Annotated in this window: 21 protein-coding genes and 1 riboswitch; of the genes, 8 read left to right on the top strand and 13 right to left on the bottom strand. The window is 66.0% G+C overall.

Annotated features, from left to right (window positions below):
- Positions 1–37: 37 nt before the first annotated feature.
- Complete coding sequence (locus ACFWVD_RS11105) at positions 38–844, bottom strand: LppX_LprAFG lipoprotein (RefSeq protein ID WP_379241874.1); 807 nt, start codon at positions 842–844, stop codon at positions 38–40.
- Positions 845–1193: 349 nt separating this feature from the next.
- Here ACFWVD_RS11105 and ACFWVD_RS11100 point away from each other — a divergent pair, with 349 nt between their 5' ends.
- Both ACFWVD_RS11100 and ACFWVD_RS11095 read left to right on the top strand, forming a co-directional pair.
- Positions 1194–1787, top strand: coding sequence for a hypothetical protein (locus tag ACFWVD_RS11100; protein ID WP_379241873.1), 594 nt, complete (start codon positions 1194–1196; stop codon positions 1785–1787).
- Positions 1788–2019: 232 nt separating this feature from the next.
- Positions 2020–2448 (top strand): DUF6892 domain-containing protein, encoded by a 429-nt coding sequence (locus tag ACFWVD_RS11095; RefSeq protein WP_379241872.1) that lies wholly within the window; start codon positions 2020–2022, stop codon positions 2446–2448.
- 177 nt (positions 2449–2625) lie between these two features.
- Here ACFWVD_RS11095 and ACFWVD_RS11090 read toward each other — a convergent pair whose 3' ends face one another.
- Positions 2626–3120 carry a hypothetical protein gene (locus tag ACFWVD_RS11090; protein ID WP_379241871.1) on the bottom strand — a complete coding sequence of 165 codons (495 nt, stop codon included), beginning with the start codon at positions 3118–3120 and terminating at the stop codon, positions 2626–2628.
- Positions 3121–3347: 227 nt separating this feature from the next.
- On the bottom strand, positions 3348–4055 hold the full coding sequence (locus ACFWVD_RS11085; RefSeq protein ID WP_379241870.1) for a hypothetical protein: 708 nt from the start codon (positions 4053–4055) through the stop codon (positions 3348–3350).
- 154 nt (positions 4056–4209) lie between these two features.
- Here ACFWVD_RS11085 and ACFWVD_RS11080 point away from each other — a divergent pair, with 154 nt between their 5' ends.
- Positions 4210–4869: a vancomycin high temperature exclusion protein gene (locus ACFWVD_RS11080; RefSeq protein WP_379241869.1), complete on the top strand. Its 660-nt coding sequence runs from the start codon at positions 4210–4212 to the stop codon at positions 4867–4869.
- Positions 4870–4954: 85 nt separating this feature from the next.
- Here ACFWVD_RS11080 and ACFWVD_RS11075 read toward each other — a convergent pair whose 3' ends face one another.
- The 5 genes from ACFWVD_RS11075 to ACFWVD_RS11055 form a co-directional block, all read right to left on the bottom strand.
- The gene (locus ACFWVD_RS11075; protein ID WP_379241868.1) at positions 4955–5548 is read right to left on the bottom strand and encodes an NAD(P)H-dependent oxidoreductase; all 594 of its coding nucleotides are present in this window, start codon (positions 5546–5548) and stop codon (positions 4955–4957) included.
- A gap of 112 nt (positions 5549–5660) precedes the next feature.
- Complete coding sequence (locus ACFWVD_RS11070; RefSeq protein ID WP_379241867.1) at positions 5661–6305, bottom strand: transglutaminase family protein; 645 nt, start codon at positions 6303–6305, stop codon at positions 5661–5663.
- 124 nt (positions 6306–6429) lie between these two features.
- The gene (locus tag ACFWVD_RS11065) at positions 6430–7086 is read right to left on the bottom strand and encodes a hypothetical protein (RefSeq protein ID WP_379241866.1); all 657 of its coding nucleotides are present in this window, start codon (positions 7084–7086) and stop codon (positions 6430–6432) included.
- Between the two features lie 149 nt (positions 7087–7235).
- A complete protein-coding gene (locus ACFWVD_RS11060; RefSeq protein WP_379241865.1) occupies positions 7236–7763 on the bottom strand; it encodes a GNAT family N-acetyltransferase in 528 nt (175 codons plus the stop codon).
- A gap of 25 nt (positions 7764–7788) precedes the next feature.
- A riboswitch (ZMP/ZTP riboswitch) is annotated at positions 7789–7866 on the bottom strand.
- A 93-nt stretch (positions 7867–7959) separates the two neighbouring features.
- Positions 7960–8898 carry a hypothetical protein gene (locus ACFWVD_RS11055; RefSeq protein WP_379241864.1) on the bottom strand — a complete coding sequence of 313 codons (939 nt, stop codon included), beginning with the start codon at positions 8896–8898 and terminating at the stop codon, positions 7960–7962.
- 395 nt (positions 8899–9293) lie between these two features.
- Here ACFWVD_RS11055 and ACFWVD_RS11050 point away from each other — a divergent pair, with 395 nt between their 5' ends.
- Together ACFWVD_RS11050 and ACFWVD_RS11045 are read left to right on the top strand one after the other, a co-directional pair.
- A complete protein-coding gene (locus ACFWVD_RS11050) occupies positions 9294–10895 on the top strand; it encodes a protein kinase (RefSeq protein ID WP_379241863.1) in 1602 nt (533 codons plus the stop codon).
- Positions 10871–12082, top strand: a complete 1212-nt coding sequence (locus ACFWVD_RS11045; protein WP_379241862.1) for a hypothetical protein — start codon at positions 10871–10873, stop codon at positions 12080–12082. The genes ACFWVD_RS11050 and ACFWVD_RS11045 overlap by 25 nt, the downstream gene beginning before the upstream one ends.
- A gap of 1 nt (position 12083) precedes the next feature.
- Here ACFWVD_RS11045 and ACFWVD_RS11040 read toward each other — a convergent pair whose 3' ends face one another.
- Entirely contained in the window at positions 12084–12575 is a 492-nt protein-coding gene (locus ACFWVD_RS11040; protein WP_379241861.1) for a glutathione peroxidase, read from the bottom strand.
- A gap of 146 nt (positions 12576–12721) precedes the next feature.
- Here ACFWVD_RS11040 and ACFWVD_RS11035 point away from each other — a divergent pair, with 146 nt between their 5' ends.
- The gene (locus ACFWVD_RS11035) at positions 12722–14203 is read left to right on the top strand and encodes an FAD-dependent oxidoreductase (RefSeq protein WP_379241860.1); all 1482 of its coding nucleotides are present in this window, start codon (positions 12722–12724) and stop codon (positions 14201–14203) included.
- A 145-nt stretch (positions 14204–14348) separates the two neighbouring features.
- On the top strand, positions 14349–15938 hold the full coding sequence (locus ACFWVD_RS11030; protein WP_379241859.1) for a GMC family oxidoreductase: 1590 nt from the start codon (positions 14349–14351) through the stop codon (positions 15936–15938).
- A gap of 57 nt (positions 15939–15995) precedes the next feature.
- On the opposite strand, the gene ACFWVD_RS11025 is transcribed toward ACFWVD_RS11030, so the two are convergent.
- On the bottom strand, positions 15996–16472 hold the full coding sequence (locus ACFWVD_RS11025) for a hypothetical protein (RefSeq protein ID WP_379241858.1): 477 nt from the start codon (positions 16470–16472) through the stop codon (positions 15996–15998).
- Between the two features lie 184 nt (positions 16473–16656).
- On the opposite strand from ACFWVD_RS11025, the gene ACFWVD_RS11020 reads away from it, so the two are divergent.
- A complete protein-coding gene (locus ACFWVD_RS11020) occupies positions 16657–17883 on the top strand; it encodes a PucR family transcriptional regulator (RefSeq protein WP_379241857.1) in 1227 nt (408 codons plus the stop codon).
- Positions 17884–17941: 58 nt separating this feature from the next.
- Here the strand turns inward: ACFWVD_RS11020 and ACFWVD_RS11015 are convergent, their stop codons facing one another.
- From ACFWVD_RS11015 to ACFWVD_RS11005, 3 genes are all read right to left on the bottom strand, one after another.
- Positions 17942–19132 (bottom strand): esterase/lipase family protein, encoded by a 1191-nt coding sequence (locus ACFWVD_RS11015; RefSeq protein WP_379241856.1) that lies wholly within the window; start codon positions 19130–19132, stop codon positions 17942–17944.
- A gap of 225 nt (positions 19133–19357) precedes the next feature.
- On the bottom strand, positions 19358–20722 hold the full coding sequence (locus ACFWVD_RS11010) for a lipase family protein (RefSeq protein WP_379241855.1): 1365 nt from the start codon (positions 20720–20722) through the stop codon (positions 19358–19360).
- Between the two features lie 255 nt (positions 20723–20977).
- Positions 20978–22180 carry a lipase family protein gene (locus ACFWVD_RS11005; protein WP_379241854.1) on the bottom strand — a complete coding sequence of 401 codons (1203 nt, stop codon included), beginning with the start codon at positions 22178–22180 and terminating at the stop codon, positions 20978–20980.
- Positions 22181–22228 lie beyond the last annotated feature (48 nt).

The following is a 22228-nucleotide window of genomic DNA, read 5'->3' as shown; positions in this document are numbered from 1 at the left end:
CCCGGACCGGTGTGGTTCGATCCGGTACGTCCGGGATCTAGCCGGCGGGCTTGACGATGTTGACCGGCTTGGCCCAGTTCGACAGGCCGACAGTGACCTCGCCCTGGTCCTTGGTCACCACGGCGCGAACCAGATTGGGGCCGTCGCCGGTGGACGGCGCGTCCGAGGGCTTGGTCGAATCCGACGCGGGCGGGGCGGTGTCCTTGATCCACACGGTGATCGGCATCGTGCCCGCGTTCTGGCCGATGCGGGGCACGATCGGGTCGATCACGGCGGCGTCGATGGTGCCCGACACCTTCACGGTGTTGACCCCGTCGATCACCTCACGACCCTGCGTCTTGGCGTTCTGGATATTGGCGATCACGTTCGCGATGCCCTTGTCCTTGTCCAAGATGACGCCCGGATCGTAAACCTTCTCCGCCGGGCCCGCGGGCACGTAACGGCCGGCGGCCTGGGTGTACAGGACCTTGTCCACCACAAGGAATTTCGCCTCGGTGAACTGCGACTCGGGCGTGAGCTTGACCTTCGCGTCACCCATCGCCGCACCCGAACCCTGCGTCTCGTTGGTGACATCGGCGGACACCGATTCCACCGGCAGCTCGGGCAGGTTCTTGACGTTGATCTTCAGGTGCACGTTGTGCAGGGTCTGCGTGGTCTTCGCCGACTCCTTCACGATCTGCGCACCATCGGGCAGCGCACCGGTGGGCGCCGGGCCCGCAGTGGTGTCCGAATCAGCCTTCGTGCAGCCCGATACCAGCGCCGCGCACACCGCCGCTACCGCGACGACCGAGGTGATGCCGGAACGTCGCACGGAACGGCGACGCGGGGTGGGGTTCGGTGTCATGTCGATCAAGTTTTCATCCCCTGGAGATGGTCGTATAACGCTCGTGACGGGGCAGCCGTAGCTGCCGCCGCCTGCGACCTACTTCCACAGACAATCGGACATCTCGTGCTCCCCCGTCGGCGATAGTACCCGAGGATCTCAGTCTGCGAACTGTCCGCGTGCACAATCGATTTCGGGCATCCGACTGCCTGCCCGTACGGGACCTCCCACCAACGCCCGCGAACAACCTGACACCGAATACATTGTCCGAGTGATCAACTCAGCACCACCGGCAGATTCGCGGCCGCACGCCGAACCCGGCCCACGCCGAACCATCGCTTTCGCTATCGCCTCGTCCGTGGTTGTGGTCGTGACTGTGTCGATCGCCGGCGCGGCTGTCATCGGTGCGTCGTCGGGATGGTGGTGGAAGGAATTCGGCGTTCCGATAGGGGTGGTGGCCGCGTCGTTCTACGTACTTTCGATGCTGACCCCGATCACCGTGGCCGCTGCGGTAGCACTCGGCATCACCGTGCCCTGCTCGGCGCTGGTTCACACCGAGGCGAAACGTGGCCGCATGGCGGCGGCCTGGTCCGCCTGCATCCTCGCTACGCTCGTCACCACGGCCTTGCTCTGGTGGGCGACCGCGTCCGCCTCCTTGTACATCTCGCTGCGTACCGCGTCATGGGCAGGCGGTGTGACATCCAACGTCGCCGAACATTACCTGTGGCAGGATTTCGACCCCTCCAGGTTCTTCTGGTCAGCCGTGCAGACGTCGGTGGTCGTCGCTTTCGTTGCGCTCGCACCCCTGGTCGTCGAACGCCGTTGCGGGCCGGCTGATCCCGCAACAAGCCTCCGACGTGTGCGCATCAGCGCCGCCGCGGTACTCATCGTCTTCGGCGCCGCCTACGCAGCGGTCGCCGTCTACCAAGCGCGCGTCGCCCCTGTTTATTTCGGTCTGAGCTAGCGTTCGGGGCTCCGCGTGCCCCGGCATATAGTCGGAAACTCCGCCGCCGGACCCCGCGTCTGCGGTAGTGGGATTTGGCCCTTCGGAGCGCGCACCGTCCGGTGAACCCAAAGCAAGGGCAGCGCGTTCGGCCGAGATCGACACAGGCACCTGCCGCCGCCGAAGCTCCGAGGGTGAACGGGTTCGAGGATCGTCAGGCGTAATTGTCGTAGGCCGACGCTAGATTGGGCGGGTGACTAAGTTCGTGGACTTCAATCTCAAGCTGGCAGTTATCGAAGAACTCATGTACGGCGAGTCCCCCAAGCTCGAGCCTTGGTCGCTCGAAGAGACGCTGGAAGCCCAGGGGTTCGATGGTGACCTCTGGGAGTACTCCGCCGACAACTACTACGACCAGGTCATGCCGGAAGCTCAGACATACTTCGAGAGCCTCGAGCTTTCTGCCGAACTGCTCGCGGGGATTGAACAGCTCATCTTCGACGGGGGCTGCCAGGTTTACGCCGAATGCTGCCCACACTGGGACGGCGAGGGCGAGCAGTTCGACGTCGCAAGTCTCGACGACCTCCATCGTCTCCCGAATCTGAAGCGCGTTCTAGGTGCGCAATTGCTCGCGCCCCACCTCCAGGCGGTCTTGCGGTCCCGAGGCATCGAGTTGATCCACTAGCCTGATCGCCGTCGGCGCGATGCCAACGCGGCACAGCAGCCGAGGTAGCCCGAACGACCAATGTCCAAGGAACCATTTCTGGCGGGACGCCCCTCAGCGCTGTGTCCGTTCACTGGATTGACCCTTCGGAGCGCGGCTCGGGAAGAGTCGCCGACCAGAGACGGATTCGGTCTTGAATCAGACGGACTCGTCGATCCGGTGGGCGTTCCACACTGCGGCGGCCTGTTCATGAGAGTCGACGCCGACGAAGAAGGCATCCGCGATCGCATCGTAGTCGGGTTCGTCGAATCCGCTGGTCCCCAGGAACTTCAGCCTGTACACGGCGAACCCCTCCGCTGCCGTGTGCGGTCGAAATGGGATAGCCATCCGCACCGATCGTCGTGGCGAGGAGTACTCGACAGCGGTGATGACCAGCGCATCGGTTCGCCCCGTCGGCGAGCGCAGGAACGAATCGACGACGAGCGCGGCGTGCAGCCAGCCCGGCCGGCCCGTCTCCAGCCGCTCGGCTGCGATCCGCGCGGCGTCACCGACGTCGTCGGCAAGGAATCGCTCGAGCCCTACGGATCCGTCGGCATCGACGTAGCCGATGAGCGGAACCAAGAGGTCTGCGTCGCTCACACTCCAGATCCCGTGCGCACCACTGTAACCCGCCGTTTTCGCAATCTCGTACACGGTGCCCGAGCATAGATGGGTTCGACGCTACTGCCACGATGCAAAGAGGGATCTCGAGCTCGATCCACCTCGCGGAGTCAGCCCGCTGCATGTTGGGATGATGCATGGACGCCGACGGCTCAGGCAGTCGAACGCGCTCGCCGGACCAGCGAACGACCCGGGAAACTGACTCCGCGCGTTGAGTTCTCACGTCTGCTGCCCACCTGTCTGGCCGAGGCTGCCGAAGCTCAGCTTCGAGTCACGTCGGTTTCCGCGATCTCGCCGAAGCATTCCAGCGCTGCGATCACCGCATCGTCAGCACACGGAACGGGCCCGCATGCGGCGCGCACCATGTCCAGCGTGGCCGCGGGGCCGGCTGCGACCAATGCGGCGAGGGCACCGAGGTCTGGGGTGTATTCGGGCTCCGTCCAGTCTTCGTCGTCGGATAGCTCTTCGGCGAGGTCGTCGATGACGTCCTGGTAGGCGAGTTCCAAATCTTCGACAATTGAGCGGATTGTGGCCGCGTCGGAGGCTACCGACTCCAACAGGTGCTCGGCACCGTCGTCGTGCTCGTAGGAGGCGCGGCGCCAGCCGGAATCGTCGAATCCGTAAACGAAACCGACGGGACGCTGCCGGTCCGACAATTCGCCGAGGGCTGCGATCCACCACTCGGGCATCCCGGCGACGTGAACCGGAAGTTTTTCTTCGGGCCAGGGCTGCACAAACTGCAGCTCAGAGCTTTCGTGGTCGTTGCCGCAGAGCAGCGCTCGGCCATCACCGAGGCAGGTCAGCTGAGCCCAGTTGCCACCACCGTCGTCGAATGCCCACACCGTCGAATCCGGTGTCCGGCGCATCGAAATCGTGTCGTCGTCGACACCGATCGCGTGATGGATCAGCGCGGATGCAGTCCACCGTCGGTGAATGTCGGCGGGAAGCGGTGGGTGTGCGGAGGTCATGCTCATGGTCACCTTCTGAAGAATCCGATCGACGCATCGTATCGATAGCAACGGGGAACCGACTCTTCAGCGGGGCACTGACGCACATGGCTGGCATACTCTCCGCATGGGATTTCGTGATCAGATCACACGAGGTCGGGGGAAGCTTCGGTCGGTGGTTCGCGCGCGCGTGGTGTTGCGGGTCGTCGCGGTCGCTGTCGGACTCGCCGCTCTTGTCGGGCTCAGCTCGATTGCCTGGATTCGGCACGCGGCCAGCGATTACGCCTACTCCGTCGATTCGGTGCCCGCCGCGCAAGTCGCGTTGATCCCCGGTGCGCAGGTCTACACCGACGGCCAACCCTCGCCATACCTGGCCGCGCGACTCGATCTCGGCCGCCGACTGCTGGAGTCGGGAAAGGTGAAAGCGCTTCTTCTCACCGGCGACAACGGGCGAGCCACCTACGACGAGCCAACCGCCATGCGCGACTACCTCATTCGAAAAGGTGTGCCCGCCAACAAGATCGCGCTGGACTACGCCGGGTTCAGCACCTACGAATCGTGTGCCCGCGCCCACGAGATCTTCGGCGTCGAACACGCGATCGTGGTGACGCAGGACTTCAGCCTGCCGCGCACCATCGCCCTGTGCCGCGACGCGGGCATCGACGCGACCGGAATCGGCGACGACACCCAACCCCACAACGGCATCTACAACAAATGCTGGTTTCGCGACCAACTCGCGGCGACCAAAGCCGTGTACGAGATCCTGTTCAACCCCTCGCCGACCTTCCTCGGGCGCCAAGAATCGACCGTTCGCGACGCGGTCAACGCCCAGTAGGCGGGTTGGCGAGCCATGTCCAGGTAGCGATCTCCCGGTCGGGTCCATCTGCTCTTCGTCGCCGTTCGGCGGGGCGTCTGAGAACTCAGGCGATCAGGGCGGCCGCCTCGGCGCGGGCCTGGCGCAGCCAACTCGCGCGTTCCTCCACCGTGGCGTCGGTGACGGCGCGAAAGACGACTCGTCGGACGTCGTCGACGCCCACGTACGGCAGGACACACGAGGCCCAAATCCGTTGCAGCGGATCACCGAACTCCGCCAACTCTCGATCCAGCGGGGTATCGGAAGTGTTCAGGATCAGAGCCCGGCCCGCAGTCAGCAGCCCCGCCGGTTCCCCGTCGGCGGTGCCGAGTTTGTAGGCGACGCCGGGGGCGAGCACCCGCTGCAGCCAGCCGGTCAGGATCGCAGGGGGCATGCCCCACCAGTTGGGATGGATGAACACCAGCGCGTCCATCCCCGCGATTTCCCTCCGGTGCCGCGCTACTTGCGGATCCTCGGCCGTAGGCGCTGACTCGACCGTGCCGGTCTCGCCGCTCGACAGCGCTGGGTCGAAACCCTCGGCGTACAGGTCGCACGCGCGAACATCGCATCCGCGCCCTCGTAGTTCATCGACGACGGCATGGAAGAGCGCGTGATTGAAGCTGGATCGGCGCGGGTGCGCGAGATAGACCCCGACGTGCATGGACGCCAATGTACAACCGGGTCAACGGAAGTGGGTCCGAGCCCATAGGAGGGCGGCCTGGACGCGGCTGAGCCGATGGACAGCACCGTCTCGGTCGAGCGGATTCGCGCAGCTAGTGGTGCGTGGGCCGGTGAGTTTCGGGTTCGTTCGAGTCGCGATCGTCCAATTCGGTTGGGAGGCAGACGTCGTGGATCGACTGCGCATTCGTCGTACTGAGGGCTTTCACGACCGACGCGGCCGGGGAGACGAACACCTGCGGGTAGTCGACCTCGCCGAGAGCGGGATCAACCGGCCACGCCAGCTGTTCAGCCGTCAGGGAGAACTCGGCCGCGATCCCCGCCTTGTTGCCCCGCGGGTCCTGGCGGTGCCACTTGCCGTCCAGGTACACCGCTACCAAGCCGTGGAGGACGTGACCGTCACCGTGGGTAAGTCGCTGGTAGCAGAGTCCGGTGGGGATGCCGCCGACCCGCAGCACGGCGGTGAGGAGGTGGGACTTCGCGTAACACAGGCCGACTCGCTCCCGCAGCACTTCGCCCGCGGTCAGGGTCACGCGAGGGTCGCCGACGTCGAACGAGTGTCCGACTCGGTCTCGGACCCAGACGAACGCGGCCCGAGCGAACTCGACGTCATCGGGGTTGCCTCGCCGCAGGTCGTGCGCGAGTGCGAGCACTCCCGTGTCGTCGAGTTCGACGACGGAGTCGCCGTGCAGGTAGGCCGATGGATGTTGAGCCTGGGGGACGAAGGATTGTCCTGTCACACAAGACAATCTAGTTTTCGTATGGATGCCGTTGTCGCGTTGGGGCCTGGATCCCGGAGACGGCAATGGATGAAACGAGGTGGGTGTCATCTGCCCTCAGTCACCATTCCTGTTGCGGCACTGATTATTTGAGTACTCGGACGCACAGCGTGGTCCTCATGAAGTCCCCCATCGGCCCTGTTCGGTCGATGTTGATGATGGCGTCGGCGAGCGGAAATTTCCGTCGGCACCAACCCACGGGCGTCGAGTCGACGCCCAGCACTTCGACCTGAGCTTTCGGGTCGGTGCAGGGTGCCAGTTCGAGGTCAGGTCGCGGGTCTTCGATCCAGGTTTCGGACTTCCGGTTGTACAGGCAGTCCCCGGCCGTGGCGGTGCCCGCCCACGGCGTGGGTGGGGCGGATGTCGTAGTCGGTCCGAGCGCCCAGGCCGGAATCGGAGTTTTGGGCGGTGCGGACAGCGTCGGATTCATCGCAGCCGAGATCGCCGACGCCACCAGTGCCGTTGCCGCGATCGGCACCACGAAGCCGACGACCTGCCAACGTCGATACAGCGGCTTCCCCGGCGACATCGGTGGCCACGGGTGAACCTCGGGCGGTGCGAGCGCACCGAGCCTGATCCGGTGGTACAGATTCGCCAGCATAATCACGGGGTTGACCAGCAACGAGAACTTGCCCCACCAGCCGCGCCACAAACTGTCCGCGGTGAGCTCGCGATACGTCGCCAACCCACAGTCACGACAGAACGGACCGTCTACCTTGCTGTTCTGTGACGTGAGAAGCATGCCGCGGTGTCCGCGGAGCACTGCACGGACGGCCGGTTCCGCGCCGCAATGACGGCAGCGAATCGCGGTGGCGAGACGGCGAAACTCGTTCGAGAACAACGGGACCCGATCTGCGAATGGTGGAACTCGGTCCCTCCGCGACGTGCATGTCAGGCGATCGTAGCGCGCCCCTGCTGAACGTCGGCCAGGTGACGTTCGAACAGCGCGACGCTGTGCCACTGAGGGCCGAGGTCGCGGCGACCGACCTGGTCGAAGCCGGCGCGCCGGTAGTACTCGCAGAGAGCTTGGTTGCCTTCGACGCAGTCCAGCCGAAGCAGGGGCGCTCCTTGTCGTCGGGCGGTATTCGCTGCCCAGTCCAGCAGTCGTAGACCGAGCCCGGTTCCGGCGTGGGCTCGGTCGATGACCAGCGAGTGAACGTATCCAGCGAAGGTGTCTCGGTCTTGCCAGACGAAGGGGTCGGTCCAGAGCAGTCGCAGCGTGCCGACGATCTGCGGCCGACCGCTCGTGCGGGCGACGAAGAACTCGCCCGCATCGATCTGCCGGTGAAACACTGGCTCGGGGATTTCGCGCCGTCCCCATTGCTCGACCCCGCTGGTGGCGAGCCAGTCCTCGGCGGCGTGGCGCATCGCAACGACTTCTGCGGCATCGGATTTCGTGGCACGGACGACGTCAAGCACGGCAAGCTCCGGGTTGCTCGAAATGGTGGAGCACCCAGGCGGGCGATGCTCCGACTTCCGCTCCCCGGTGGTAGTCCACCCGTCGCCAGTTGCGTTGCGTCAGCCTATCGGACGAGCGGACCAACGCTGTCGTGGATGCGTGAGGTACGCGACTGCGGTGCAGCGATGGGGCATTGGCGATGCTGGTGCCGTCAGGTCAGCTCAGCTCCGGCGGAAGTGCCAACGACGGGACGAGTGTTGCCAGGTCGACCAGCTCGATGCGTCGGCCGTGAGTACGAACGAAATCCGCGACGGTGAAATCGCTCGCAGGCCCGAAACGTTGCTCAAACCGGGCCCTGGTGTGCGGGGACGACCGGCCGAGAGCCCAGGTGATCGTCGACTTTGATGCCGTAAGAAACCTGACAGGCAACGCACCGACGACGAAAAGCTGAGCGCGCCGACCGCTTTCGTCCAGTGCCAAATGGACAAGGTCTGAGACGACACCTCGTTTGCGCATGGTGTCGGCCCCTTTCCACTGCGCAACTTTGAACTCGGCAATCCGACGGTTCGTTTCTAGATCGAACGGCCGCGACGGATCATTTCCCGCTCCCAAAGAGGGCCGTCGGATGACAACCTCTCCTTCTTCCAAGATGTCGGGTAGCACGCGTGCGATGACGGTCGCATGAATGACGTCATTGAGGCGCCCGACGTGTGCGCGCACTGCCAGCGCGGAGTCAAGAAGGTCGTCGCTGAATCCGTACCTGGTGGTCACGTCCCGGCTCGCCTCAGATCCAGCATGATGGAAATCAGCCTCCGCGGCAGCGAGGTGCGCTGTCAGGTCGTGGTCGGTGAGAAACCGCGACAGCGTCGCGAATGACTCGGCCAATTCAACGATGCCACCGGATCTGTCGGAGGATGCCGACCGATCAGCCTCGACCGGCGGCGGCGTGTAGACGCTGGTGGACAGCCCCAACTGGCGCAACTCTGAGAGGGCGCGATGCGACGTATACGCCGAGCGTGGCAAACCGGTGATCAGCTGATACACCTGCTTGGGCGGATATCGCCTGTTCGCGACAATCACCCAATGCTCGCGGATCGGCTCAGGTTCAACCCTGCTGATCGCTTCGAGCACCGAAGGCTCGATCGATTCTTCCATTCCCGAGAGGTTTCACCACCACCGGTGCGCACGGCAAATCGCTGACAGTGAATTGCGCCCACAAGATGCACAACCGGCGGCAGGAGAGTCCGTTCGATCCGTAGCACTCTCGACCCGCGATGCCCTGCCAATCGCTCGCAGTACCGTCAGTCGCGGATGTGCTGAGGGCGGCGAAAGCGATCACGGCTTGCCGGGCGCCGAAGTCTGCGGAAGTACTGGCCGCGGAACCGGCGTTGCATCGTCTCCTGACCCGCCACCGAATCCTCGGGGTGGTATGGATGTTCGACGGGCGTCGGCGCCCGACGGTGACCTCGTCTCATTGTCTCATTGGTTTCACCGCAAGTTGGTATGACGTCAGACGACGGAACCTGCCCATCCTGGACTAGCGTGGCAGCATGCACGAGCTCAGGGCCGGGGATGTGCTTGCCGGTTATCGGATCGAGCGGGTGCTCGGGGCTGGTGGGATGGGCAGTGTTTATGCGGCTCGGCATCCTCGGTTGCCTCGGGTGGTCGCGGTGAAGTTGTTGCATTCCTCGTATTCGGCGGATCCGGTTTTTCGGGGGCGGTTCGAGCGGGAGGCGGAGCTGGCGGGGCGGTTGGATCATCCGAATATTGTGGCGATTCATGATCGTGGGGCCGAGGGTGGACGGCTGTGGATTGCTATGCAGTATGTGGCGGGGACTGATGCTGAGTCTGCTGTTCGCGCAGGGGGTTTGGGGGCGGAGCGGGCGTTGCATATTGCGCGGGCGACTGCGGATGCGTTGGATTATGCGCACGCCGCGGGGTTGCTGCATCGGGATGTGAAGCCGGCCAATATTTTGTTGGGTGAGGGGGTGGGTGGGGAGCGGGTGTTGCTCACCGATTTCGGGATCGCGAAGGCTGTTGACGAGGGGACGGCGCTGACGCAGACGGGGGCGTTGGTGGCGACGTTGCGGTATGCGGCGCCCGAGCAGCTGGATGGGCGGGGTGCGGGGACTGCGTCGGATCAGTATTCGTTGGGGTGCACGTTGTTTCATCTGCTCGCGGGGCGACCGCCGTTCACCGCGACCAATGCGGGGGCGTTGGTGGGTGCGCATTTGATGCAGCCGGTGCCGCGGATCAGTGAGGTGGTGGGGATGCCCGCCGCGGTGGATCTGGTGTTCGCGCGGGCGTTGGCCAAGGATCCGGGGCAGCGGTTCGGCAGTTGTGCGGAGATGGTGGCGGCGGCCACCACCGCGTTGACGACCGGAGTCGCTCCGACGCAGCCGCTGACCGACGCTGGCGTAGCTTTCGGGTCAGGCCTCACCGCCCCTACTCCTGGCACGGAGATGGATCAAGACGGTCCGGCTTCGGCCGCGGTGCACGGACGACACTGGGGCACAATGGGAGTCGGCTCCGCGGGTAATCGAGCGGTCGGCGTCGGAAGTCGGCGGGATGTCGATGGTCGGGTTCGTCGAGGTAGAACAGCGTGGTGGGTAGCGGGGATCCTCGGACTCGCGGTGGCGATCGGGGTGGCTACCGCGGTTGTCATCAGTCGCGACTCCGGGAGCACCGGCACCTTGCCGACAACCACGACCGTCGCACCCACCACCACGATCGATGCATGGGCGGCGGCCCGACCGACCATCGCGATGTTCCCCGATCTACTTCCTGCCAGCCCCGACAGCGAGGGGTATCGAGGTTTGAAGTGCAGCTTCGCGACGAAGAGCCCAGAAGCAGTGTGGGACACGGGATTTGACTGCACCGACCGCGAAGGCTTGCAACTGCAGGTGATGGCGCACAAGGACGCCGACACCGTCGGGAAGTTCATCGCCACCCTGCCCGCCGGGGCGACCCAGCAGTTGCGATCCCGCTACGGCCGCCCCCTGACCGTGCGCAGTTTCAACGGCTCCACCGGACCATGGTTGCTGGTGCACTTCGACACCGCGCCGTATTCGACTGTGCTGCTCCAGGTTTACTGGAAGGGCCACACCCATCAGGAGATGATCGACCAATGGTTGACCACCGCACCCCTGTGACCGCGCGCTTGGCACTGGGCGCGCTCGCTGTTCTGCTCGTGGGCTGCGGCACCGTCGACGGTGCGGCGGTGCCGGGTGAGATCGATGTGCGAACCCTGGATGTGGGCAGTCATACGACCGCGCCCGCCGATATCGAGGCGGGCCGGAAGCCGACGGACGGGCCGATTCTCGAAGGGTTGAGAATGGCTGGGGCGGTGGTGTTTCCGCGCGAGGTCGATTCGACGCTGCGCCATAACTGGGGCAGCGATGTGCTGGACACACCGCGGCGGACGTCGGACGTGTCGGCGATCTCGAATGTCAATCTGCCGGTGCTGGAACGGCATCGGATGATCGTGGGGTTCGACATCGCGGAGGGCAGTCAGGCGTTCGACAAGGCGAAGCCGGCGATCGAGACCGACGCGCGGGTGACGCGGGTGGTGTTGTTGCGGTTTCCCGGCAAGGAAACCGCCGCGACCGCGGCACGCGAGCTGGAGGCCGCCGATTTCGGGGTCAGCCCGGACAACCAGCCCGTTCCGATTCCCGGTTACCCTGCCGCACACGCACATTGGCGACCAGGTATCAAAACGATCGGTGCGACCTTCGCGCACGGTGAGATCGTGGTGAGCATGTTCCTGCAGCATCCGACACCGGATATCGACGCCCTGGCCCGTCGGGTCGCCGCGATCCTGGACGCTCAGGTCCCGCTGCTGGACGAGTTCACCCCGACCGCACCGGATCGCATCGCCGAACTCCCCCGCGACCCCGATGATCTGTTGCGCCGCACCCTGATTCCCGGCCCGAGCAATCAGCAGATCGCGATCTCCTCGCGCGAATTCTCGGCGTGGATCGGTCGGGCGAGCCTGCACTACCGACCCGCCGAGCCCGAGGAGTTGGGTGCGGCTTGGGATCGCGGCGGGGTGGACGCGGTCGCGAATTCGTACAGCACCACGCTGTTCCGGTTCCGCGACGATGCTTCCGCCACCGACTTCGGCACGACGTGGCAGGAAACCCTCAGCACCGCAGCACATCCCGTGGCCGCACCCGATGACGTGCCGGGTGCGCGTTGCGCGGAGCGGCGCGAAGGCAAGGCGCTGACCCGCTGTTACGTGAGCTACCGCGACTACGGTGCGTTCGTCAGCGGCGCGGAAGCCACCGGCGTGCGCCAGCAGGCGGCCGCGCAATACGCGCTGCTGGCGAACGCCCAGTAGGTCAGAGCTGGGCTTCGATCGCCTGCACGACCTCGTCGGCATCGGGGGTGGTGCGCGGACGGAAGCGGCCCGCGACCGTGCCGTCGCGGGCGACCAGGAACTTCTCGAAGTTCCACTGCACGTCGCCTGCCGCGCCCTCGGCATCGGCGGTCTCCACCAGCGCGCTGTAGAGCGGGTGGCGGTCGTCGCCGTTGACGTCGGCCTTGGCCAGCAGCGGGAAATCCACGCCGTAGGTGACCGAGCAGAACTCCTGGATCTCCTGCGCGGTGCCGGGTTCCTGACCCATGAACTGGTTGCTCGGGAAGCCGATCACGGTGAAACCGCGCTCGCCGTAGGTCTTCTGCAGGTCCACCAGGGCGCCGTACTGCGGGGTCAGGCCGCACTTGGAGGCCACGTTGACCAGCAGCACCGCCCGGTCGCCCGCCAGGTCGCCCAGCGTGGTGTCCTCGCCCGCGAGGGTCTGCACCGCAATGTCTCGAATGTTGCCGCTCATCGGTTCCACCACCAGTTCGTTGTCGTGACGTCTGTACTCGCGCCACGGTACCCGAGCGCGCCGATACACCTTTCTGAAACACGTTCTTGTTTTGTGGGCGGCCAGGCGGCACCATTTCGGTACACACACCGACACCGGAGGCCAGCGTGACCGAAGAACCACCCCGCATCGACACCGTGCGACCGCTGCGTGCCAGTGCGGTGACGCAGTGGGATATCGAGGCCGATGTCGTCGTGGCCGGGTACGGGATCGCGGGGGTGTGCGCGGCCATCGAGGCGGCGCGCGCGGGGGCGAACGTGGTGATCCTCGAGCGGACCGGCGGGTGGGGTGGGGCGGCGGCGCTGGCGGGCGGGTTCGTGTACCTGGGTGGTGGCACGGCGCTGCAGCGGGCGCTCGGGTTCGATGACACCGCGGACAATATGGCGACGTTTCTGACCGCGGCGCTGGGGCCCGGCGTGGACCAGGCCAAGATCGACGATTACTGCGCGGGCAGCGTCGAGCACTTCGACTGGCTGGTCGACTGCGGGGTGCCGTTCAAGGAGTCGTTCTGGGGTGAGCCTGGCTGGGAACCGCCGCATGACGAAGGGCTGATGTATTCGGGGGGCGAGAACTCCGCGCCGTTTCTCGATCTGGCGAAACCCGCACCGCGCGGGCATGTTCCGGAGTTCGCGGAGAAGAAGATCGGCAGGCGCAGCGGCGGGTACATGCTGATGAAGCCCCTGGCGGAGACCGTCGAAAAGCTGGGCATCGCCGTCGAATACGACACCAGGATCCGCCGGTTGATCGTCGATGAGGATGATCGCGTGGTCGGCGTGCTGGCGACCAACTACGGCAAGCCGGTCACTGTGCGCGCGGCGCGGGGAGTCGTGTTGGCCACGGGCAGTTTCGCCTACGACAAGGACATGATCGCGCGCTACACCCCGAAACTGACCGGGCGACCCGGTGCGGCCATCGAGGAACACGACGGCATCGGCATCCGGCTGGCGCAGGCATTGGGGGCGGAGCTCGCGCACATGGATGCCAGCGAGGTCGCGATCTTCGGTGATCCGCAGATGATGGCGCGCGGCATCCTGGTCAACGGGCGCGGCCAGCGCTACATCCCCGAGGACACCTACGCGGGCCGGATCGGGCAGGCCACGCTGCTGCAGCAGGACAATCAGGCGTTTCTCATCATCGACGAGAAGTCACTGGAAGAAGCGCTGGACACGGTGACCGCGACCCCGTTCTTCCGGTTCCCGCCGAAGTGGGTGGCCGAAACAGCGGCCGAACTCGAAGCCGAAATGGGTTTGCCCGCACAGGCTTTGCAGACCACGATCGCCACCTACAACCAGCACGCCGAGAACGGCGAGGATCCGCTGCTGGGCAAGAAACCCGAATGGGTGCGGCCGATTTCGGGGTCGATCGCCTGCTACGACCTGCGCGGGTTCACCGCCGGATTCACCCTGGGCGGGTTGCGCACCGACCTGGATTCGCGGGTGCTGCACGTGAGCGGGGAGCCGATCGCGGGGCTGTTCGCGGCGGGTCGTTGCACGTCGGGGCTGTGCGCGGGCGGGTACGTCAGCGGGGCGTCACTGGGCGACGGCAGCTTCTACGGTCGGCGCGCGGGCAAGGCCGCCGCAGCGGGCTGAGGCGCAGACAACCCATCGCGGGCGCAGTGTCAGTACTCTGCTTGCAGCGCCACGCCCGACGACGAGTCCGGCTGTGCTCGCGGGCTTTTCATGCCCGCGAGCAGGCGCGCCGAATCAGTGACGCAGTGCAGATCGGAGTTGGACAGTGCAAGCAGGTGGGACGTCCGCGGATTACGTGATCGTCGGCTCCGGATCCGCGGGGGCGGTGCTGGCGAATCGGCTCAGCGCCGACCCCGCCACCACGGTCGTACTGTTGGAGGCCGGACCGGCCGACGACGACAAGTTCTGCCACATTCCGGCAGCGTTCTCGAAACTGTTTCGCAGCGAACGGGATTGGGACTACTCGACGGTGCCGCAGGCCGCGCTGGGTGACCGGGAGATCTACTGGCCGCGCGGCAAGACCTTCGGCGGATCGTCGTCGATGAACGCGATGATGTGGGTGCGTGGTTTCCGCGCCGACTACGAGGAGTGGGGGCTGCTGGCGGGCGAGCAGTGGAACTTCGCCGCCGCGGTGGAGCAGTTCCGCAAGATCGAGAACGTGCAGGACGCGCAGTTCCCCGACGAGGGGTCGAAGGGGCCGCAGTATGTGCAGCGGCAGCGCAACCCGCGCGCGTCCACGCACGCGTTCCTCGAGGCCGCGCGTCAGGCCGGTCACGAGCTCGAGGCGGCCAATCGTCCCGCACCCGAGGGGTTTACGCAGACGATGGTCACGCAGCGTGAGGGTCGCCGGTGGAGTACCGCCGACGGGTACCTGCGTCCGGCGATGAAGCGGTCGAATCTGACCGTGCTGGCCGAATCGTTGGCTACGCGTGTGCTTTTCGAGGGCACCAAGGCCGTGGGTGTGGAGTACCGCAAGGGCGAGCAGACGCAGACGGTGACCGCCAACCGTGAGGTCATCCTGTGCGGTGGGGCGATCAACAGTCCTCAGCTGCTGCAGCTTTCGGGCATCGGCGATCAGGAAGACCTGAGAGCACTGGGCATCGAGGTGGTCGCGCACTCCCCCGAGGTCGGCGCGAACCTACAGGACCACCTGATCGCGGCGCTGGGCTACGGCGTGGAATCGGATTCGCTGTACACCGCGGAGAAGCCCCTCGAGCTGATCAACTACCTGGTCCGCCACCGCGGCATGCTCACCTCCAATGTCGGTGAGGCGTACGGTTTCGTGCGCAGCGAACCCGACCTCGAGCACCCCGATCTGGAACTGATCTACGCACCCGCGCCGTTCTACCACGAGGGTCTGGTCGAGGCTACCGAACACGGTGTGGTGCTGGGCGCGATCCTGTTGCGTCCGCGCAGCCGCGGCAAGATCAGCCTGGCCAGCGCCGACCCCACGGCCAAGCCTGTCATCGATCCGCAATACCTGTCCGACCCCGACGGCGCCGACCGCGCCGCGCTCGAGGCCGGACTGCGTCTGTGCGCCGGGCTCGCGGGCCAGCCCGCGCTCAAGAGCGCACTGGGCGACCTGATCTACCCGCCGCAAGCCCCCGAAGATCTCGAGGGCACCATCGCGTTGACCATCGAACAGTTCTCGCACACCCTGTACCACCCGATCGGCACCTGCCGCATGGGCACCGACGCCGCCAGCGTCGTGACCCCGGACCTGAAAGTCCGTGGCGTGGAAGGCCTTCGCGTGGCCGACGCCTCGGTGATGCCGTTGATCATCCGCGGCCACACCAACGCCCCCGCCATCTTCATCGGCGAACAGGCAGCGGACTTCATCCTCGCGCAGGACTGATTTCACCGTCGGCGGTGCGTCCCCTGTGGGCGCGCCGTCGTCGTTCGCCGGGCGCGATCAGAACGCGGGCACGCGGGCGAAGCCCAGGGGTGGGGTGGGGGCTCGGTCCGAGCGCAGGTTGTGGCGGAAGTCCGGGAGTAGCGGGAGCATGTCCGCGTTGCGGGCGGCGTAGCAGCGGACCATCGGCAGCGCGCGGGAGACTTCGGCGCGTTCGATCGGTTCGGCGTCGAGGAAGGCCAGGGAGTCCAGGCCTAGGCCCAGGGTGCCGGCGATGCGGACGATCGAGGCGGATTTGCGGCCCCAGCCGACCTCGACCGCCGAGAACATCTCGTAGACGCCGTGCCGGTACAGGGCGCGCAGGGTTGCGGCGCGGTCGCCGCGGGCGGCCACGGCGTGCAGGATCCCGCGCTCGCTGAGCATGGTCAGCGTGCGCAGCGCCGGCGGGCGCAGCAGGGTGCCGGTCTGGTCGTGGACGACACCCTCCCACAGGGTCTCGTCCAGTTCCCAGACCAGACAACGAACAGCAGGTCGCATGGCGCAGAACTCTACAACCACTGATAGCTCAGAACCAGACTTGTGACCTGTCACTACCCCGTCGCACAGACCTGGGCCCCGTACCCATAACCTGACAATCCATTCCGGTTTGCTTTGTAGTTCGTTAGGGTGGGGTTCGCTGGACAGCGGGGGGTACAGCCGAAATCAGGCGAAGGGAATATAGATGTCCGTCCACAATCCACCCCGGCCGTCATTGACCGTCTCGGGCAAGCCGATGTCGTTGCCGCTGAAGGACGTTCGCGCGTTGTCCCGGCAGATGGTCGGGCATTTCGTGGCAACCGTGGCGCCCTGCGGCACGCTGCCCGGTGACGCCATCTCCGGCGATGTCACCACGATCACCCGGATCTGCCTGGAATTCGCCGTCGGAATGCTCGACGGACGCGATATTCCCAGCAAGCAACAGCGTCTGCAGGACGCGGCCAGCGCGTGGGCTCGCGAGGGCGTGCCGATCGACACGATCCACCACTCGATCGCCGAGGGCTTCAAAATGGGCCTTGATCTGGTGGTTTCCAGCGCCTCGGGCCAGGATTTCGACAGCCTGGTCGGCGGTGTCAAGGTCGTGATGGAACTGCTGGACACCATCACCGCCCAGATCTCCCTGGCCTATGTGCGGGAGCTGCGCGGGGTGGTCAGCGAACATCACACCGCCGTGCACACGCTCACCTCGGCGCTGCTGGGCGGGCACAGCACCTCCACGATGGCCCGCGAATGCGGCATCACCATCGCCGAGACCTACACGGTGCTGGCGCTGTCGATCCCGCAGCATCGCGAGGAGGCCAACCCGGCGCTGGACGCCAAGGTCGTGGCCCGTCGCAAGCTGCGCCGCGTGCAGGCCGAACTGGCCAAGCGCTGCGGTGACTCCGCGTTGTCGCTGCTCAGCGTCGACGGCGGCACCGTGTTGATTCCGGCCGACGCGTTCGATCGCGACGGTCTGGCCGCCCTGGTCGCCCAGCTGTCGCAGGCCGCGCAGGTCGGCATCACCGCCGCGATGGTCGAATGCACCACCACCGGGGTGCCCGACGGCGCCGATCAGGCCCACGAGCTGCTGGACATGGTGCAGCGCCTGGAAGTGACCTCGGGCCTGTACCGGTTCGACGAGCTCGCGTTGGAATACCAGCTCACCCGCCCCGGCCCCGGCCGCGAATTCCTGGGCTCGCTGCTGGACCCGCTGGATCAGTACCCCGAGCTGCTGGAAACGCTGCAGCGGCACATCGCCAACAACCTCAACCGGCAGCGCACCGCGCGTGTGCTGCACGTGCACACCAATACCGTGGACTACCGCCTCAAGCGGATCGGCCAGCTCACCGGGTTCGACCCGACGCAGCCCTCGGGGCTGTGGTACCTGCGTTCCGCGCTGGTCGCGCGCAGTTACCGTTCCGTTCCTGCCTGACTCGACTCACAACAAAGGCGCTGTCCGCGTACGGGCAGCGCCTTTGTTGTGTTGATCCTTAGAGGGAACCGCCACCTCCGATCAGCCACGGGTTGAACGCGCAGGTCAGCTGCGGGTTCTGCACCGGATCCAGCGCGCGCAACACGATCGACAGCGCACGCGGGGAGTACATCAACGTCAGGTGGTCGGAGACGTCCTGTTCACACCCGTCCTGCAGGGTGATGTTGTTGACCGTGGCACCGGGACCTGCCTTCAGGAAGGTCAGGTCGTAGGGGTTGGTCACCTCGTCGTACCGGGTACCGACCACGGTGTAGTTCACACCGGGAACGGTGTCACCGTTGGCGTTGAGGTTGTTCACGAAATCCGAGCCGATGGTCTGCTGGATACCGGCGTGCCCGACGAAGATCTCGATCGGACCGAGAATGTCGATACCCAGGTTGTTGATCATGCGGCCCAGTGCGCCGATGCCGTCGAGGCTGGTGCCGTGGTGCGTGGCACCGAAGGTGATCAGCTTGTCGACCTTGGCCGCGCCACCCTCGAACTTCGTGTAGTGGTTGGCCATGGACCCGCCCTGCGAGTGCGCGACGATGTCGACCTCGTCGGCGCCGGTGGCCGCGAGCACGCGGTCCACGAACGCCGCGGTCTGCTTCGCCGAATCCTCGATGTAGCCGGTGCCCATGACGCCGGGCAGGAACGAGCCGAGGCCACCGCCTTCCATCATGTTCGAGCGGCCGTAGTTGAACGTGAACGTGCAGTAGCCGGCGTCCTTGATGGGCTGACCCATGAAGGCGTAGCCGTTGTAGGCGTTCATCCACGTGCCGTGCAGCAACACCACCGGGCGCGGATGCGCGTCGGTGGGCTTGCAGTTCCAGTCGTTGGTGCCGGGCGCGGCGGCGTCGGGATTGCCAAGGCCGTACGCGAACGCGGCGAGGAACGCCGTGGACGCAGGACCGTACGCGCCGGGGTCGGAGGAGTAGCCGCCCGAAGAGCCGGAGCTGGAACCCGAACCGCCGTAGCAATCACCGGATCCGTTACCCGAACCGGCACCACTGCCCGAGGTGCACGCGGAGCCGGTGCCCGCGCTTCCGTCGACCTGACGGCCTTCGGAGACGATGTCGGCCAGTTCGGCCTCGGTCGGCGCCGCAGCGGGGGCCGCGCTCGCCCCCGGCCCGGTGAACACCATGGACAGCGCGCCGAACCCGGCGAATGCCGCCGTGGCCAACGAACGTCTGCGACTAGGAGTTTTCATGTGTTGACTTGTCTTCCTGTGCGATTCGATATTCGCCGCCCCTTTTCTGCCGGGAGAACGAATGGCTTGTCGAAACCGCCCAAAACATATGCCGCGGAAATCGTGACTCCACGCTTGTCACCTGCGGTCTGGGCAGGTCACCACGTCCCGCCGAAAACTGCCATGACGGGGCACAGGAATTTTTCGAGGTCGTTCACCGGGCACTGTGAAAGATCATCTGTGCGTTCAGCATTCGCTGTGAGCGGGGACTCCGAGCAGTCGTTGGTCCAGCCACAGCATCGCCTCCGGATAGCCCGTGGCCGCCCCGATCAGATGTTCGCCCAGCACCCCGCGATACACCGCGTTCGCACCGAGTTCGCACTGCTGCGCGTAGAGATTGCGGGCACCTTCGGCCGGGATCCACCATTCCTGGTCACCGTTGTAGATATACAGCGGCGTTGCCGAACGCATACCTTGCATTCGGGTCACCTCGTAGATGCCGGTGGCCAGTTCCGAGCGCAGTGGGTCGGCGATATTGGCACCGACGTCGATCGGCAGATGCAGGATTCCCGGTGCCGCGAACACGCTCAGGCAGGTGTCTTTCAATACCGAGGTGGTCGCCCAGCGGCCCAGATTGTTCATCGCGGCGAGGATTTCCGGACGTTCCCGGCCGATCGCGAAGGTCGCGGCCATGAAAACTCCGGAGGCGAGGTTGCCGTTCATACTGCGCGACAGGATCTCGAAATCCGCGGGCACTCCGCCCAGTGCCGCGCCCACGATCGCATCGGCCAATTCCGGTGCGTAGGAGTCGATCAGCTTCGCGGCACCGTGCGTGGCGATGGCACCGCCGGAGTACCCGGTCATCGCGAAGCGACTGTCGCCGTAGGTGACCGGGTCGCTGCCGCGCACCGCCCGGATCGAGTCGAGCACGGCGTGCCCGGCGACATACGGTTCGGCGTAGGCCATCCACGGGCCCTGGTGGTCGGGCACCAGCACCGCGTAGCCGCGCAATACGGCCAGCTGGGTGGTCGGTGGGATGAACTCGGTCGCGCTGGACTGGGTCGAAAGTCCGTGCGCCAGTGAGTAACCCGGGGTGCATTTGCGGCCCAGCGCGTCGATCGGCAGGTTGTTGACCAGCACGGGGCGGTCGCCGGGGCCGGTCCACGCGGTGGCGGGCACGATCAGGGTCGCGGTGGCGTAGGAGGGCCTGCCCTGCGAATCGTCGGTGCGGAATTTCAGCAGGGTCGCCGAGCGGATCGGGACCAGCGTCAGCCAGGCCGCGGTCGCGGTGATGTCGCGCGATTCGATCAGGTCACCCGGCGACAGATCGGCCAGGTCGGCCGGCCAGTGATCGAAGATCGGATCACCCACCGGCGACGGCAGCACCGCGGCGTGCAAGGCCGCCAGTTCCGCGTCGGGATCGGCGGGATCGGACTGGATCGGCGACGGGATCACCTGGTCGATCCAGCGTTGCAGATCGGGCAGGAAACCGGGTGTGCCCAACTGGGGCACCGGGAACTGATGGGTCGGCGGCGGCTGCGCGGCCGCGGTACCGACCGCGAACGTGCACAGCAGCAGCATCGAAAGAATAAGAGCTCGAACAGATCTCATGACACACACGCCTTCGGGTGGCAACAGATTCGTCGATGACGTGCCACAACGGATGTGCTTCGACCCCCGCCGAAACTCCCCCACCGCGCCGTCGTCAGAGTTTCCACGCTACGGGCGGGCACCGCACGGCATCGGCGTTGTTGCCCAGTCGTGTGCGCAATGCCGCTGTATCGCAACAGAATCGGCATGCGAAAAGAAGGTATCGACCCGGATCCGTATCGGGGCGTGCGGATCCGGGTCGAACCCGAACCGGGCTCAGCAGGTGCTGGGCGCCGGTTCCCCCTGCAGCCGGGCATCGAGCCAACTCAGCGCGGAAGGCAATCCGAGCACAGCTGCGGTCAGGTGGTCTGGGACCGGTGTCTCCTGGCTGACGACCTTCGCGCCCGCCGCGCACCACCGGTGCATGGTCGAGGTGATCGCGCCGACGGGAATGAGACCGTCGATGGGCGAATGCCATTCGAACACCGGCATTGTCGGCGCACCGGGGTACAACTCGAGACTGTTCTCCTCCACTACCGCGCGTGCTTCGGGATCCTCCACCAGCGACGTGGTGGCGGCGAAGTCGAGAATGCCGCGGCCAGCGCCGGCGCCGAGGATGTCGTTGGTGCAGGCATCGCGGATCGACGCCCGCGCGGCCAGACCGCTGGCGTTCATCTGCTCGCTGATCGGAAAGCGTTGCGGGTATTCACGTTCCAGGCCGATCCCCGCGGCCAACGCCAGTCCGAAGACCGGATGCGCGCCGAAGCCCAGCCCTTCCAGCATCGACACCAGGTTCATCGGCACTCCGCCCATCGCGGCCCCCGCGATCTCGAGCTCGGGCGCGTACTCGGGCTGCAGGGCCGCGGCCCACGCGGTGGCCATGCCGCCGCCGGAGTACCCGGCCATCGCCACCCGACTGCCGCCGACTCGCAGTTGCTCGACCTGGCGCACCGCCCGGATGCCGTCCAAGGTCACCTGTCCGCCCAATTTGGCTGCGCCATAAGCGAAGTTGGGGCCAAGGTGATCGGGCACCGCCATCGTCCAGCCACGTTTGAGCGCGAAGTTCCACGCCACCGACTCCCGCACCATCAGGTCCGGGTCGTCGGTGTAGAGCACCTTCGACACCGAGCAGCGGGTACCCAGCCCGTTGATGATGTGTTGGTAGGACAGCACAGGGGCGTCGGGGCGGTGGTTGGTGGGCTGCAACACCGTGGTCGTGGCGGCGATCGGGTCGCCCGCGGAATTGGTGGAGCGGAACTGGATCAGGGTGATCGTGGTGTCGGGGAACATCGCCAGCGGCGGCATCGCGCGCACGCCGAGCACGTCGCCGGGCTTGTGGTCTTTCAGATCGGTCGGCTGAGTGTAGAAGGGGTCGGCGTCGGCAGTGGGATACAGCGGTGCGGTGTGGCCCGCGGCGGTCGGCACCACGGTGAGCACCGCTGCCGCCGCGCAGGCCAAAAGTGTTCGGTGCCAGATCATGCAGCTGTTCCTCCCGTGTCGCTACTGTCCACAGCGATCCTCGCCGGT

It is taken from the genome of Nocardia sp. NPDC058666 (assembly GCF_042714895.1).
Taxonomy (GTDB): Bacteria; Actinomycetota; Actinomycetes; order Mycobacteriales; family Mycobacteriaceae; genus Nocardia.
The sequence above is the reverse complement of the archived record's forward strand: the minus strand, read 5'-3'. Positions and strand labels throughout refer to the sequence as shown.

Excerpts from the sequence above, each read along its gene's own strand:
- ACFWVD_RS11105 (WP_379241874.1), bottom strand. The coding sequence starts at position 844 with ATGACACCGAACCCCACCCCGCGTCGCCGTTCCGTGCGACGTTCCGGC.
- ACFWVD_RS11085 (WP_379241870.1), bottom strand. The coding sequence starts at position 4,055 with ATGACCTCCGCACACCCACCGCTTCCCGCCGACATTCACCGACGGTGG.
- ACFWVD_RS11075 (WP_379241868.1), bottom strand. The coding sequence starts at position 5,548 with ATGCACGTCGGGGTCTATCTCGCGCACCCGCGCCGATCCAGCTTCAAT.
- ACFWVD_RS11065 (WP_379241866.1), bottom strand. The coding sequence starts at position 7,086 with ATGCTTCTCACGTCACAGAACAGCAAGGTAGACGGTCCGTTCTGTCGT.
- ACFWVD_RS11055 (WP_379241864.1), bottom strand. The coding sequence starts at position 8,898 with ATGGAAGAATCGATCGAGCCTTCGGTGCTCGAAGCGATCAGCAGGGTT.
- ACFWVD_RS11050 (WP_379241863.1), top strand. The coding sequence starts at position 9,294 with ATGCACGAGCTCAGGGCCGGGGATGTGCTTGCCGGTTATCGGATCGAG.
- ACFWVD_RS11045 (WP_379241862.1), top strand. The coding sequence starts at position 10,871 with ATGGTTGACCACCGCACCCCTGTGACCGCGCGCTTGGCACTGGGCGCG.
- ACFWVD_RS11040 (WP_379241861.1), bottom strand. The coding sequence starts at position 12,575 with ATGAGCGGCAACATTCGAGACATTGCGGTGCAGACCCTCGCGGGCGAG.
- ACFWVD_RS11025 (WP_379241858.1), bottom strand. The coding sequence starts at position 16,472 with ATGCGACCTGCTGTTCGTTGTCTGGTCTGGGAACTGGACGAGACCCTG.
- ACFWVD_RS11020 (WP_379241857.1), top strand. The coding sequence starts at position 16,657 with ATGTCCGTCCACAATCCACCCCGGCCGTCATTGACCGTCTCGGGCAAG.
- ACFWVD_RS11015 (WP_379241856.1), bottom strand. The coding sequence starts at position 19,132 with ATGAAAACTCCTAGTCGCAGACGTTCGTTGGCCACGGCGGCATTCGCC.
- ACFWVD_RS11010 (WP_379241855.1), bottom strand. The coding sequence starts at position 20,722 with ATGAGATCTGTTCGAGCTCTTATTCTTTCGATGCTGCTGCTGTGCACG.
- ACFWVD_RS11005 (WP_379241854.1), bottom strand. The coding sequence starts at position 22,180 with ATGATCTGGCACCGAACACTTTTGGCCTGCGCGGCGGCAGCGGTGCTC.